Source organism: Microbacterium sp. NIBRBAC000506063, from assembly GCF_017968845.1.
Classification (GTDB): Bacteria; Actinomycetota; Actinomycetes; order Actinomycetales; family Microbacteriaceae; genus Microbacterium.
On sequence record NZ_CP072876.1, the window covers coordinates 1,283,978 to 1,298,341 of the forward strand.

Here is a 14,364-nt window from a genome sequence, read left to right on the forward strand (position 1 = left end):
GCCGAGGATGCCGAAGGAGGTCCATCCAGCTCGCTGCTCGATCGGCGCGACTCTCAGAATATAGTAGTTTTTGCTATAGTCTTCTTATGACTGACAGTCGTGGTGACCTGCTTCGCGAAGTGATGCTCTCCACGGGCACCACGCAGTCAGAGCTGTCTCGAATCAGCGGCGTGCGTCAGCCAAGCATCAGCCAGTTCCTCTCGGGCAAGGTCGACTTGAGTGACAGTCAGCTCGACCGGCTGCTGTCATGCCTGGGGTATCGCCTCGAAGTGGTGCGGCGACCCGTCGTTCCTGAGCTCACTCGATCCGAGCGGCGTTCGTGGCTACTGCATCGCTCTCTGTCCCGGACTCTCGATCGCGTGAGTTTGGAGGAATGGATGCCGATGATTTCACGCAATCTTGAACGTCTGAAGCGTGGTGTCACCGGACAGCCGCACGGGCGGAACCTCGAGAGATGGTCGCTGCTCATGCGCGAGAGGGATCTGAACCAGCTCAAGAGGGTCATGGTCGGTTTGGATCGGAGTTCCATCGAGATGCGGGAAGTCTCTCCGATGGGCGGTCTTCTGCCCGAGCGGGAGCGCCGTGCTGTTCTCATGAGCGCTGCCTGATGCGTCGGGAACAGCTGGAGCATGCGATTCGCACCGCCTGTCAGATCATCGGGTCCGCCGAGGTCATCGTTATCGGTTCTCAGGCGATACTCGGTTCGTTCGACGAAGGTGAGCTTCCCGCTGCGGCGACGATGTCCATGGAGATAGATATCCTCCCGATCGCCGAGAGTCACGACGAGGTATCGCGTCTGGCCGATCTCATTGAAGGAGTCGCCGGAGAGTTCTCGCCTTTCGAGCAACTTCATGGATTCAGCATCGATGGAGTCGACTTGGACACGGCAGTTCTCCCCGTCGGGTGGCGGGACCGGCTCATCAGAGTGCAGAACGCCAACACGGCCGCGCCTGCAGGGAAACCAGTCTTCACCGGATGGTGCCTCGAACGGCACGATCTCTGTGTCGCCAAACTCTGTGCCTTCCGCGAGAAGGACCAAAACTTCGTACTGGCGCTTGCATCTGCCGGCCTGATCAGCACCGAGATCATTGTGGAGCGACTCGGCACGATAGCGGCGCACGGCCGGGAAACGGCGGATCGGGCTTTGCGATGGCTGAAGTCAGCAGGATGAAAAGGGTGCCCGTCACCCCACCCGCGTCGACTTGACCGGCAGGATCAGCAGCAGGCCGATGAACAGCACCAGGACGATGCCGAGGATGCCGAAGGAGGTCGATGCGGTGAGGCTGATGAAGACCACCCAGGCGGTCGAGGCCATCCAGCTCGCCGCACGGCCGGTGGTGGCGTAGAGGCCGAAGATCTCGCCCTCGCGCCCCGCGGGGTCACCCGCGCGAGGAAGGAACGTGAGGCGGCCTGGGCGGGGCCCACGAAGGCGCACAGGATGAGGCCGCCGATCCAGAACACGATCGTGCCGGCATCCACCAGGAAGAACACCGCGAGTCCTGCGATGACCATCCCGCCCAGCGATGCGACGATCACCTGCTTCGGGCCGAAGCGGTCGTCGAGCCGGCCGACGAGGATCGTCGAGACCCCGCGATGAGGTTCGCGGCGATGCCGAAGATCACCAGGTCCAGGAATCCGAACCCGAACACCAGACTGGCGATCACCGCCCGAAGGCGAAGACCCCGCCCAGGCCGTCGCGGAACACCGCGCTGGCCAGCAGGAACCAGAACGTCGGACGCGTCTCGGGCGTCTTGTACAGGGCGATGACGTCGAGCACGAGCAGCTTGTACGAGGTGAAGAAGCCGACCTTGCGCTCGGGGCGGCCCAACGACGGCTCGGGCACGTTCAGGAAGATCGGGATCGAGAAGATGATCGCCCAGATCGCGCAGCCGACGGCGATCACGCGGAACGGCAGACCGCCCTCTTCCGGCAGGCCGAACCAGTCCATCACGTAGAAGACGACGACGATCACGAGCGCGACGATGCCGCCCAGGTATCCGAAGCCCCAGCCGAGCCCGAGATGCGGCCGACCGTCTTCGGGTTCGCGATGCCGATGAGCATCGCGTTGGAGTTGACCGCCGCGATCTCCCCGAACACCGAGCCGGCCGCGATGAGCGCCACACCCAGCCAGAAGAGCATCGGCGTCGGCTCGACGAACCACAGGCCGAACATGCAGAGGATGAGAGCGCCCGTCCCGATGCCGAGCCACAGCTTCTGGCGGCCTGCGGCATCCGCCCGCTGGCCCAGCACCGGAGCCAGCAAGAGGATCGCCAGACCCGCGATGGTCAGTCCCATCCCGAGACCGGATGCCAGACCCGCCTCCGCCGCCTCGCGCGCCGGGTCGCCAGTCGGCAGGGCGGCCACCTCGGGCGGGAGGAACGCATCGGTGGTCAGATACAGCGCAGTGAAGATGAAGGTGACGATGACGGTGTTGAAGGGCTGCGTCGCCCAGTCCCACAGCGCCCAGGAGAACACCTGCTTCTTCGGCGCCGGCACATCCCCGCGCAGCTCCAGACCGACGACGGTCAGCGCCGCGCTGTTGGCCGGAACCGGCGGGACGGGGCGGCCTGACTGCTCATCATCGGATGCACTCATGCTCGCAGTCTGGCGACGAAGGGTGAACGGACGGTGACGGCGCCGCCGACCGCCCGTTCGACGGCGCTCTGTCACCCGAAGGCGATCGCCAGCAGCTCGGCGAAGAGCTCCTCGGCATCGCAGTCGACCCGGCGGCGCGCGAACCAGTCGCAGACGTTGACGCAGTCGCGGTGCAGCAGATCCAGTCCCTGCGGGTTGGCGGCGACGTCGACGATCTGTTGCGACGAAACGACTAGTAGAAGCATGACGAAACGACTAGTAGAAGCATGACGAAACGACTAATTCAAGAGAGTCTATGTGCTAGTTTGACACGATGGGCTATCGGCGTCGCGTACTCGATGAGGTATTGGACGCTGTCTTGCCGGAACTTCCCGCGATCGCTCTGGAAGGCGCGAAAGGCGTCGGAAAAACGGCGACCGCAAGCCGTCGAGCTACCTCTGTCCTCTCTCTGAACGATCCTCGAAATCGTGCCAGCGTCGCGGCTAATTATGACCTGATCGCAGATCTGGACACACCGGTATTCATCGACGAATGGCAGCTGGAGCCACAGGTGTGGGACCGTGTGCGTCAGTCGGTTGATGACGATCCCACCGCAGGTGGACAGTTCCTCCTCGCGGGCTCCGCGGGGCTCGCTGCGGGAACTCGCATCCACAGCGGTGCAGGCAGGATCATAAGTCTGACGATGCGCCCGATGGCGCTGAGCGAACGAGGGATCGAGGACGCGTCGGTATCGCTTCGCGACGTGCACTCTGGTGGCGCACTGATCAAGGGCATGACTGGACTCAGGGTCAAGGACTATGTCGACGAGATTCTGAGATCGGGTTTTCCCGGCATCCGGGACCTGAGCGAGGACGCACGCAGCCGCCAGCTCGAAGGCTACCTCGCGCGGATCGTCGAACGGGACATGCCGGAGAACGGGATCATCGTCCGGCGCCCCGCAGCGCTGCGGGCGTGGTTGCGTGCGTATGCCGCAGCGGTCGCTTCGACAGCCGACTATACGAAGATTCTCGACGCGGCGACGGCAGGGCAGCCGGACAAGCCCGCAAAGGCGACGATCGAAAGCTATCGTGAGCATCTGCTGCGTCTGTACATCCTCGACCCCGTCGAGGCTTGGAGCCCGGCGTTCGCGCCGCTGAAGAGGCTGACCTACTCTCCGAAGCATCATCTTGTGGATCCTGCTCTCGCTGCCACCCTGGTCGGTGTGGGCGCGAAAGGGCTCCTGCTTGGCGAAGGCGAAATGGTGTCTTCCACGACAGGTACATGGCTAGGCGCGCTCTTCGAGTCCTTGGCCGTGCAGTCTGTGCGGGTCTACGCGGAGGCGATGAATGCCCGGATCGGTCACCTTCGCACGAAGAAGGGTGAGCACGAAGTCGACATCATCGTTGAGACGAACGACATGCGGTGTACCGCGATGGAGGTGAAGCTCTCCGACACTGTTCACGACTCAGACGTTCGACACCTTCATTGGCTTCGGCAGCAGCTCGGAGACCGGCTTGCTGACGCCGTCGTCCTCTACACCGGTCCTCACGCATATCGGCGTCCGGATGGCATTGCCGTCGTGCCGCTCGCGCTGCTCGGTCCGTAGTGCGGGCGGTAGGTCTGGAGTCTCGTCGACCTCCCGCTGACGGAAGGCGGCGGCCAACAGGCCGGCGAAACGCTCCTCTGCGTCGCAGTCGATCCGGCGGTGCGCAAACCCCTCGCAGACGCCGACGCGGTCACGGTGCCGCAAAGCCGGCTCCGGCGGGTTTGCGGCGATGTCGACGATCCGCGTCAGATCGTCGCCGGCATCCGCCCTTCGTGCATGGGGAGGTCGAAAGCTGACGGGTCGCGGTGGGCGACGCGCGACCACCGCACGTACATGCCGGATCTGGCATGAGCCGATGTGGATTGGTCGGAGTGACCGGTGCGGCCGCCATCAAGTGAACGTTACGAAACACGTCTGGCGCGGGAAGCGTGAACTGCGCTAGTGTCTGAGCCAGCGAGTGCGGTCGAGGGCCCCCACACTAATCGCCAAGACGCGTCGATAGCGTCTCAGCAGTCTTCTGAACCCCTCCGGGCCCTTCAGAAAGACGAACCATGACACGAGCGCAGGCCGCTGACGCGGCATCGTTGCGTCGATACCACCTGCCGCGGTGGGATCGTGCGCTGCGCATCGTCGTCGCCCCGGCCATGGTGTTCTCCCTGCTCATGGCGCCCTCCGGCCCCGCGCAGGCGGCGGAGCCGGCACCGCGGGTGAACTCCTACGTCGCCCCGACCTCGTCGTGCCCAACGCGCCCTGGCCGGCCTTCGTGACCGTGCCCGTGGACGAGCTCGTCGGCACCGACACCACCCCACGGCCGAGATCGCCACACGCGTCGGGCAGCAGCCCTCGCAGCAGATCATCCTCGTCACCCGGCCGGCACCGGCGCCTTCGCCCGCAGCGCCCGTCACGGCAGGCGGGGCGGGGACAGGTTCAGGAACCACAGGGACGGGCACCGGAACGGGCACGGGAGCCGACTCCGGATTCTCCAACTGCGTGCTCAAGAACGTGGAGACCGGCGGCGGCGACGGTGAGGGCGAAGAGGGCTCGTCGTCGTCGACATCCTCCACGAGCAGCACCCTCGTCTGCGGCCCGGGAACCGTCGGCCCGACCACGGTCGGCAGCACGCCTTCCCCGAGCCCCACGCCTTCTCCGACTCCGACTCCCACACCGACTCCGACTCCGACACCGACGCCCACCCCGGATCCGACACCGGATCCCGAGCCTGAGCCGGGCGACGGCGACGAGGGCGAGCCCGAGGCCTTCGGCCACCCTCCGGATCCGGATTCGCCTCCGGCACCGCGGACGACGGGACCGAGGGTGACGAGGCCGAGGGCGGCGACGACGGCACGCAGGATCAGGCGGCCGAGCAGTCCGAGCCCGGCGACGAGGAGAACGGCCACGCCGACGACTCGACGTCGCACGACGACAGCGGCGTCGAGCAGAGCACGACCGACAGCGAGGCATCGGATGCGGGCACCTCCGCTCCGGATGCCGGCACGACCTCGGTCGGCACGCTCAACGAGGACGGCGAAGAAGACGGCGAGGGGACGGTGACGGCGACACGACACCGGATCCGAACCCGAACGTCGCGGTCGGCACCGGCACGGTCCTGATCACCGTCGACGGCGACGAGCTCGTCGTGGGGGCGAGCGCTTCCTGATCGCCGACCTCGACAGCCTCACGGTCACGGCATCCGGTGGCGCCGCCATCGTCATCTCCGCCGCGGCCCTCGCGAGCGGTGTGCCGATCACGGTCCACGGCACGGCATCCGACTCGCTGTCGATCGACACGAGCGGCGACCTGCTCTGGTCGGTCACCGGGGCGGCGCCGGCACGGTCGCCGGGGTGGGCTTCCACGGGCTCGGCGCCCTCGTCGGCGCGGCGGCCGCGAACGACACGTTCCGGATCTCCTCCGGCGGATCCATCGGCTCGGTCGACGGCGGCCTCGGCGGCTTCGACACTCTCGAGCTCGTGGCCGCGGGCGGAGCGATCACCTCGACCCCGAGCGGCGTCGCCTCCGGAGTGATCGAGTTCGAAGGCCACACGATCGCCTATGCCGGACTCGAGCCGATCACGATCAGCGGCGATGTCGACGACGTCACCGTCGAGACGACCACCGCCGACGACGAGATCACCGTCAGCCAAGACGCCGTCACCGGTGAGATCACTGTCCAGAGCACGCTCCCCTCGATGGAGTCGGTCACCCTCGTCGTCCCGAACAGCCTGCTGCAGATCCTCGCGAAGGCGCCGGGCGTCACCGTGCGGATCATCACCGACCTCTCCCTCTTCGGCGTCAACCTCGTCATCGTCGCGGCCTACATCGTCGTCGACGGGGTCGCGATCGATCTCGGCGACGGCGACCTCACCCTCGCCGCCGGCACCGAAGAGGACGCCGATGCCTCCGTCGAGGTCACCGGCTCCACGATCAGCGCCGGTGACATCGCCATCGGCGCCACCGCGACCGTCGACGTCAGCGGCCCCGCCGACGAGCGACTCGCCGACGAGAACGTCGTCGCCTCCGCGCAGGCCCGGGTCACGGACTCGCAGCTCACGGCATCCGGAGACGTCACGATCTCCAGCGCCGTCGTCGCGAACATCGCCGTCACCTCGAGCCCGACGACGGGCGAGGACGACGACGACACCGCCGACAAGGACGTCGCGGTCGCGTACGCCACCGTCGACACGAGCGCGTCGACCCTCGTGAACGGCGCGACCGCGATCACTACCCCGGGCACGCTGACCGTCCGCGCGCACAACGACACGACCGTCACGGTGCTCGCCGATGCGAGCGCGGCGGATGCCGGCGGCGCCGTCGCCGTCGCCGACGTCACCATCACCGCGAGCAGCCTTCTGACCCCCGCAGCGGGCACGGGCATCACCGCCGCGCAGATCGACGTCGACGCCAGCTCCAGCGCGACCGTCGCTGTCACCGCCCGGGCGAGCGTCGGCGGCGCGACCGACACGGATGCCGCGGCCGCGACCCGCACGGATGCCGCGACCGACGGCCACACCTCTACACCGAACGGAACCGTCAGCATCGCGGGGGCCGTCGCCTTCCTCGAGCTCGACCAGAGCACGACTGCTCTGCTCTCGGCTGCGGAGGGCGACGTGATCACCGCCGACACGATCTCGGTGGGCGCGACCAGCGCCGGCGGCGGGATCGCCGCCGCGGACGGCAGCGGAGTCGCCGACGACGCCCCGGGCATCGGCGTCGCCGTCGCCGTCACTTTCGCCAACGTCGTCACCAGTGCCGCGGTGGAGCAGGCCACGCTCGCCACGGATCAGCTCACCGTCCGTGCCCGCACGGCGCCGACGAGCGGAGCGGACGCCAACGAGTATCTCGCCGTGGCGACGTCGGGAGCCGGGTCCGGCAGCGGCGGAGCGGACTCCGGCTCGCTCTCCATCGCCGGGGCCCTCGCCCTCGCGGCCGTGGCCTTGACCACCCTCGCGGGCGTGGGCGACATCGTCTTCCTCGTCGGCGGTGCGGGCGTGGGCGGCTCTGCCGACGTCGAGGCGAGCACGCGTACGGCCTCCGGCGCAACCGCGTCGCCGGGCGAGCCCGCCGCGGGCGCGACGACCGGCCTCGGCACGAGCGTCGCCCTGACGACCGTGAACAACGTCACGACCGCCGAACTCCCCGACGGCGCCGCCCTCACCGGAGTCCACGACCTGCGCATCGCCGCCGACTCGCGCACCGCGGCCGCGACCACCGCCACGGGCGGTGCGAACGGCAGCGAGATCGCCCTCGCCGGAGCCTTCGCGGTCACCGTCTCGACCGACCGCACGACCGCCCGGATCGGCAGCGGGGGACCGCTCGTCGCCACCGGCACCGTGATCGTCGAGGCGCGCCAGAGCGCCCCGGTCACGACCATCGCCCGCGGCGCGGCCGAGAGCGGCGACGACGCCGTCGGCGTCGTGGTCGCCCTGTCGTTCCTCGACCACGCGGTGCGGGTACAGACCGCGCGCGACGTCACCGCCGACGGCGCGATCACCCTGCTTGCCGACGGCGCGTCCGGCGCGACCACCGTCGCGGAGGCGACCGCGGGCGGCGCCCCGGGTGAGGACACCCCCGGCCAGCCGAGTGCGAGCGACCACCTCGAGGGCACCCGCGACTTCGCCGAGAACGCCCCCGGCGGATCGACCGGCGGTGCCGTGCCCGCCCAGCTGCCCGCGCCGACGACCCCGAGGGCACCGTCTCGGTGGCCGCCGCGCTCGCGGTCACGATCCACACCTCGGTTGCCGAGGCATCCGTCCAGGACGTGACGCTCACCGGTTCCGCCGTCACCCTGAGCGCCTCCCGCAACGACTACGCCGACTCGACGGCGAGCGGTGCCCCCGCCGACCGCGGACCCCCGGCCACCGTCACCATCGCAGCGGGCGTCGCCATCACCATCGCCGACGTGACGACCACCGCGAACATCGGACCCGGAACCACCATCCGCACCGCAGCGCTCACCCTCAGCGCCGGCGTCGGAAGCACGAACGCAGAGGGAACCCCCGCCGAATCGCACCGGTTCGCCGCGACATCGATCGCCGGCGCCGGCACCGGCGGCACACTCGGACTCGCAGGCTCGGTCGCCCTCGTCCTCGCCGACGTCGCCGGCTCGGCACAGCTTCTCGACGGCGCCACCATCGAGCTCGACGGCGGCACGCTCACGATCACTGCCGACTCGGCAGCGCAGGCCACCGCCTCCGCCGAGGTCGCCCAGGACGGCGCCGGCGCGAAGGTCGGCATCGGCGCCGCCGTGGCGACCGCCCTCACCACCCACCGCACCCGCGCCGGTATCGGCGACGGAGCGGTCGTCGACGGTGCAGCGGGCATCACCGTCTCCGCCTCGACGAACGACACCACGCGCTCGCTCGCCGAAGGCGCCGCCGCGAGCACGAGCGTCACGGTCGCCCCCTTCGTCGCGACGACGATCGCGACGGTCGAGACCGAGGCGCGCATCGGCACGGGCACGGCGATCGAGGCGACGGGCGCGGTCACGATCGAGGCCGTGCAGACGACGGTCGCCGAGTCCGAGGCCCGCGCGGCGACCACGACCTCCGGATCCGCCGCAATCGGCGTGGGCGTCGCGCTCACGATCGCCGACGTCACCTCGCGCGCCGCGCTCGCCCGCTCCCTCGACGTCGCCGCCCTCACGATCACCGCCGTCTCCGACGCGACGCTGAACGCGACGGCCACCGCCTCCGCCGCCGGCGCCCCGGAGTCGGACGCGGATGCCGGCGCCGGCGGTTCCGGCGTCGACGACGCCGTCGCCTCCCAGCGCCAGCACGCCGAAGGCCTCGCCGGGGGTGCCGCCTCGTCGGCCGAGACCCCCTCGGCGGCCACCTCCTCGGGCGGGGTCAACGCCGCGGCCGCCGTCGCGATCGTGATCGGCACGGTCACCACCGTCGCCGGGATCGAGGCCACCGCGACGCAGGTCACCGTCGCCGGCGAGATCGAGCTCTCGGCGAACGGGCGTATCGCACTCTCCGCCGTCGCCGACGGCTCCGCCGCAGACGGAGGCGCCGCCACGATCGGCGCTGCGGTCGCGCTCGCCCGCCTCAGCGCCGACACGCGTGCGCACGTCCCGGCAGAGACCGCCCTTGCGGCATCCGACCTCCGCCTGCACGCCGTCGATGACCAGACCGTCGCACTCTCCGCGACCGCCGGCGCCGGCGGAGGAAGCATCTCGGTCGCCGGATCCCTCGCCCTCCTGCTGAGCGACGCCCGGACCACCGCCGAGTTCGCGGGCACGGCCGCACTCACCGGCGCGCTCGCAGTCACCGCCGAGAGCACGCGAGCGAACACCGTCGGCGCGGACGCCGCGACCACGGCCTCCGGCGACGGCGTGGGCATCGGCGCGGCCGTCGCCCTCGCGATCGTCTCCGACACCACCCGCGCACTCGTCTCCGACGGCGCGATCCTCTCGGGCGCGACGGACGTGGACATCACCGCGACCGCGACGCACGGCACGACCACCGACGCCAAGATGGGCGGTACGGGCGGCGGCGTCGCGGTCACCCCCTCGATCGCGACGGCGCACGCCACCGTCGTCACTCTCGCCCGTCTTGGCGTCGGTGACGCCCTCACCGCCACCGGCGCGGTGACCGTGCGCAGCACGCAGACCTCCGAGGTGCGGGCACTCAGCGGCTCGACCACCCAGACCGGCAACGTGGGCATCGGCCTCGCACTCGGGCTCATCCTCTTCGATGCCGCCGTCACCGCCGAGCTCGCCCGCAGCCTGAGCACCGGAAGCCTCGCGCTCACGAGCGGCGGCAGCGCCACCCTGCAGGCGACCGGAGCGGCGTCCGCCGAGGGCGCCCCGGGCGACGGCGACGAGGACGCACCCGCCGGAGGCGTCGACCAGCAGATCGGCGCCGAGCGCGACCACGCCGACGGCCTCGCCGGCAGCAGCCCGGGCACCGGCACGCCGGGCGCGAGCACCTCGGGCGGTGCCGTGAGCGTCGCGGCGGCCGTCACCGTCGTCATCGCCGACATCGCCGTCCGCTCGGTCATCGCGCCGACCGCCGCCGCGGTGACCACGACCGGCGCCACGACGATCGTCGCCGAGTTCCGCACCGACGCGAACAGCAGCGCCAGCGGCATCGCGACCGCACCGACCTCCGTCGGCATCGGCGCGGCCGTCGCCCTCCTCCAGGCCGCCGTCGCCATCGCCGCTGTCGTCTCGACGGGCGTCGCCGTCACCGCCGACACGCTCGGCGTGACCGCCCGGGTCGACGCGGATGCCGAGACCCCGGCGACCCTCGGAGCCGCGGCCGTCTCGGGCGCGGGCGGAGGAAGCATCTCGATCGCCGGCGCGGTCGCGATCGCCCTCGTCGACCACCGCACCACCGCCGAGCTGCTCGGCACCGCCGCCGTCGCCGGTGAACTGATCCTCTCGGCCGCCCCGCACCTCTCCGTCACCGCCCTCGCCACGCCCGCCGACATCAGCGCCGGGGCGGGCGACGTCGGTATCGGCGCCTCCGTCGCGATCGCCGTGGTCGACGACATCGCTCAGGCCCGCATCGGCGCCGGCGCGACCGTCTCGGCCGGCACCCTCCGCGTGCTCGCCGTCTCGCGCTCCACGGTCGACGCCACGGCTCGCATCGGTGCCGCCGGCGGCGGCGTCGCGATCGCCCCGGCCGTGGCGACCGCCCACCACACCGTCACCACCCTCGCCGAGATCGCGACCGGCGGCACCATCCCGCTCGACGCCCTCGAGCTGTCTGCCACACAGAACGCCGTCACGAAGACCGCGGCCGAGGCCGGAGCCGAAGCCGGCGACGTCGCCGCCGGGCTCGCGCTCGCCCTGGCCATCGCGCACCACTCGGTCGCCGCGCGCCTCGCCCGTTCGATCACCGCCACCGGAGTGGCCCAGGCCACCGCATCCGGAACCTCGGCCGTCACCGCGGCGGCGACCGCCTCGGCCGAGGGCGCTCCGGCATCCGAGGGCGACGACGCCCCGACCGTCGACGACCAGATCGCCGCCGAGCGCGACCACGCCGACGGCCTGGCCGGCAGCAGCTCACCCGACGCCCCGAACGCCGCGACCTCCGACGGGGCACTGAGCGTCGCGGCCGCCGTCGGCGTCGTCCTCCAGACGCACACCGTCACGGCCACGATCCTCTCCGGTGCCGTCGTGACCGCCGCCGAGATCACCGTCGCCGCCGACGCGATCACACAGGCCGGCAGCAGCGGCGAGGGCTCGTCGTCCGCACCGACCACGGTCGGCATCGGCGCCGGCGTCGCCCTGACCTTCTCCGACGCGGGCGTCCGTGCCGAGGTCGAGTCCGGGGCCACCGTCGCCGCCGGAGCGATCGTGATCCGCGCCACCGATGCGTCGGCGGCGGAGGGAACGGGCGAGGTCAGCGCCGACGCCGCCTCGGGGGCGGGCGGTGACGTCTCGATCGCCGGCGCCGTCGCGATCGTGATCCTGAACCGCGACACCCTGGCCCGGCTCGCCGGCACCGCCCAGGTCGGCGGCGGGCAGCTGCAGATCACCGCGACGTCCGACCTGGTGGTGCGCGCCGAGGCGACACCGGTCGAGGGAGCCGCCGCTGCAGGGACGGTCGGCATCGGTGCCTCCTTCGCGATGATCATCTTCGACATCACCCCGCACGCCGAGATCGCGAACGGCGCGACGGTCACCGGCAGCGGCGCCCTCGCCGTCACCGCTTCGGCGACCACCGCGGCCCGCACGATCGCCCGCATGGGTGTCGCGAGCGACGACGTCGCCATCGCCCCCGCCGTGGCGATCACGCTCTCGACCGTGAACCCGCTCGCCCGCATCGGCACCGGCCCGCTCCTGACTTTCACCGGCGATCTGACCCTCAGCGCCGAGACCGACGCGACGGGCGCCGCCGAGGCCAGCGGCTCCACGACCGCCGGCACCGCCGCGGTCGGCATCGGCCTCGCCCTCGCGATCGGCAACCACGCCGCCACCGCCGCCCTCGCCCGCAGCGTCGCCCTCACCGGCGACCTCACCCTCGGCAGCACCGTCGTCTCGGCGGTCACCGCCGAGGGCGCGGCCTCCGCCGCCGGCGCACCGGCATCCGACGAGGACGAGACCACCCCGAGGAAGACCGCCAGAGCGTCGACACGCAGGTCGCCGCGCAGCGCGATCACGCCGACGCCGTCGCCGGCGACCACGGCCTGGGCGGAACCGGCACGGGCACCACCCCGAGCGCCGAGACCTCCGACGGGCCGGTCTCGGTCGCCGCCGCCGTGGGCGTCGCGATCTCCGATGTGAGCGCCGGCGTCACCCTCGCCACCGGCATCACGATCACCGCCGACGCCGTCGCCCTCCTCTCGAGCGTCACGGCCGCGACGACCAGCACCGCCGACGGGTCGGCGACGGGCGGCACCGCGGCCGTCGGCGCCGGTGTGGCTCTCGCCCTCTCGACGATCAGCAACCAGGCCGTCCTCCCGGCCGGCGTCACCGTCACCGCCGGCTCGCTCCGGCTCGACGCCCTCGCCCCCGCGGCCTCCGAGACCCGTGCCACGGCGACCTCGGGCGCATCGACCCCGGAGGACGGCACCCTCGCGCTCGCCGGCTCCGTCGCCATCGCGGTCGTCGATCACGACACCGTCGCGCAGCTCGCCGGCACCGTCAACCTCGGCGGCGGCGCCCTCATCATCCGCGCCGAGTCCGACTCCGCCGCGACCGTCGAGGCACTGCCCGGCGGCGAGGGCGCCGCAGGCGGCACGGTCGGCATCGGCGCCTCCGTCGGCCTCGCGCTCATCGACATCACCACGACCGCCGGCATCGGCAACGCCAACGCCGTCGGCGGCGCGGGCGCCGTCACGATCTCCGCCGAGACCGCGAGCAACGCCGACGTCACCGCACGCATGGGCGCCTCCGCCGGCACCGCGGCGATCGCCCCCTCGGTCGCGATCACCCTCTCGACGGTCACCACGACCGCGCAGATCTCCTCCGGCACGATCACGAGCGGTGGCGATCTCTCACTCACCGCCACGCAGACGGCCTCGGCCGCATCGACGGCGGATGCGGCATCCGACACCTCCGGCGCCGCCGCGGTCGGCGTCGCCCTGGGGCTCACGATCGCCACTCACCGCGCCCTCGCGCACCTCGGCGGCAGCGCCGCCGCGGGAGGCGACGTCACCCTCGGCGCCACGAGCATCTCGAACGCCGCGGCGACCGGAAAGGCCTCGGCCTCCGGCGCCCCCGACGAGGACGCCGAGAGCGACAGCAGCGTCGACTCCGCGGTCGGCGACCAGCGCTCCTTCGCAGGTGCCGCCGCCGCGCGCCAGGGACTGTCCGGGTCCACCGACGCCCAGGCGCCCGAGGCCGCGACCTCCGACGGCTCGGTCGCCGTCGCCGCCGCGGTCGGCGTGACGATCTCGGACGTGTCGGCGCTCGTCCGCTTCGGCACGCAGAACGCGTCGATCACGGCGGGCGGCACGGTCACACTCGGCACGAGCGCGGCGGCGGATGCCGCCAGCACCGCCGACGGCTCCGCGACCGACGGCGGCACCGCCGCGATCGGCGCCGGCGTCGCCCTCACCTGGTCGAGCCTGAGCAACGTCGCCGCCGTGCCCGCGAACATCACGATCTCCGCGCAGAACCTCGTCGTCTCGGCGACGCAGGGCGCAGACGACGACAACGCCTCGACGCTGTCGGCCCGCGCCTCCTCCGGGCGGCGGGCGGCGTCTCGATCGCCGGCTCGGTCGCGATCGTCCTCGCCCAGCACGACACCCGCGCCGAGCTCCAGGGCACCGCCCTCCTGACCGGCGGCGACCTC

General features: G+C 71.4%; 10 protein-coding genes and 1 pseudogene. 7 read left to right on the forward strand and 4 right to left on the reverse strand.

Annotated features, from left to right (window positions below; genetic code table 11):
* Window positions 1–86: 86 nt before the first annotated feature.
* Complete coding sequence (locus KAE78_RS07435) at window positions 87–608, forward strand: helix-turn-helix domain-containing protein (protein ID WP_223172342.1); 522 nt, start codon at window positions 87–89, stop codon at window positions 606–608.
* Window positions 608–1,171, forward strand: coding sequence for a DUF6036 family nucleotidyltransferase (locus KAE78_RS07440; protein WP_223172343.1), 564 nt, complete (start codon window positions 608–610; stop codon window positions 1,169–1,171). The genes KAE78_RS07435 and KAE78_RS07440 overlap by 1 nt, the downstream gene beginning before the upstream one ends.
* A 12-nt stretch (window positions 1,172–1,183) precedes the next feature.
* On the opposite strand, the pseudogene KAE78_RS19560 reads toward KAE78_RS07440, so the two are convergent.
* Together KAE78_RS19560 and KAE78_RS07450 are read right to left on the reverse strand one after the other, a co-directional pair.
* Window positions 1,184–2,595: pseudogene (locus KAE78_RS19560) on the reverse strand (MFS transporter).
* 71 nt (window positions 2,596–2,666) lie between these two features.
* A complete protein-coding gene (locus KAE78_RS07450; protein ID WP_223172344.1) occupies window positions 2,667–2,840 on the reverse strand; it encodes an RIO1 family regulatory kinase/ATPase in 174 nt (57 codons plus the stop codon).
* A gap of 68 nt (window positions 2,841–2,908) precedes the next feature.
* Here KAE78_RS07450 and KAE78_RS07455 point away from each other — a divergent pair, with 68 nt between their 5' ends.
* Both KAE78_RS07455 and KAE78_RS07460 read left to right on the forward strand, forming a co-directional pair.
* Entirely contained in the window at window positions 2,909–4,180 is a 1,272-nt protein-coding gene (locus KAE78_RS07455; protein WP_223172345.1) for an ATP-binding protein, read from the forward strand.
* A 491-nt stretch (window positions 4,181–4,671) separates the two neighbouring features.
* Window positions 4,672–4,887, forward strand: coding sequence for a hypothetical protein (locus KAE78_RS07460; protein WP_223170398.1), 216 nt, complete (start codon window positions 4,672–4,674; stop codon window positions 4,885–4,887).
* A gap of 584 nt (window positions 4,888–5,471) precedes the next feature.
* On the opposite strand, the gene KAE78_RS07465 is transcribed toward KAE78_RS07460, so the two are convergent.
* Entirely contained in the window at window positions 5,472–5,630 is a 159-nt protein-coding gene (locus tag KAE78_RS07465; RefSeq protein ID WP_223170399.1) for a hypothetical protein, read from the reverse strand.
* 100 nt (window positions 5,631–5,730) lie between these two features.
* Window positions 5,731–5,973 carry a hypothetical protein gene (locus KAE78_RS07470; RefSeq protein WP_223170400.1) on the reverse strand — a complete coding sequence of 81 codons (243 nt, stop codon included), beginning with the start codon at window positions 5,971–5,973 and terminating at the stop codon, window positions 5,731–5,733.
* Between KAE78_RS07470 and KAE78_RS07475 the strand changes: the two genes are divergently transcribed.
* The 3 genes from KAE78_RS07475 to KAE78_RS07485 are packed head-to-tail and all read left to right on the forward strand — an operon-like array spanning window position 5,962 to window position 14,350.
* Window positions 5,962–8,379 (forward strand): beta strand repeat-containing protein, encoded by a 2,418-nt coding sequence (locus KAE78_RS07475; RefSeq protein ID WP_223170401.1) that lies wholly within the window; start codon window positions 5,962–5,964, stop codon window positions 8,377–8,379. The genes KAE78_RS07470 and KAE78_RS07475 overlap by 12 nt on opposite strands.
* The gene (locus KAE78_RS07480; protein ID WP_223170402.1) at window positions 8,316–12,851 is read left to right on the forward strand and encodes a beta strand repeat-containing protein; all 4,536 of its coding nucleotides are present in this window, start codon (window positions 8,316–8,318) and stop codon (window positions 12,849–12,851) included. Before KAE78_RS07475 ends, KAE78_RS07480 begins: the two co-directional genes overlap by 64 nt.
* Window positions 12,827–14,350 carry a beta strand repeat-containing protein gene (locus KAE78_RS07485; protein WP_223170403.1) on the forward strand — a complete coding sequence of 508 codons (1,524 nt, stop codon included), beginning with the start codon at window positions 12,827–12,829 and terminating at the stop codon, window positions 14,348–14,350. Before KAE78_RS07480 ends, KAE78_RS07485 begins: the two co-directional genes overlap by 25 nt.
* Window positions 14,351–14,364 lie beyond the last annotated feature (14 nt).

Excerpts from the sequence above, each read along its gene's own strand:
- KAE78_RS07440 (WP_223172343.1), top strand. The coding sequence starts at position 608 with ATGCGTCGGGAACAGCTGGAGCATGCGATTCGCACCGCCTGTCAGATC.
- KAE78_RS07435 (WP_223172342.1), top strand. The coding sequence starts at position 87 with ATGACTGACAGTCGTGGTGACCTGCTTCGCGAAGTGATGCTCTCCACG.
- KAE78_RS07460 (WP_223170398.1), top strand. The coding sequence starts at position 4,672 with ATGACACGAGCGCAGGCCGCTGACGCGGCATCGTTGCGTCGATACCAC.
- KAE78_RS07450 (WP_223172344.1), bottom strand. The coding sequence starts at position 2,840 with ATGCTTCTACTAGTCGTTTCGTCGCAACAGATCGTCGACGTCGCCGCC.
- KAE78_RS07455 (WP_223172345.1), top strand. The coding sequence starts at position 2,909 with ATGGGCTATCGGCGTCGCGTACTCGATGAGGTATTGGACGCTGTCTTG.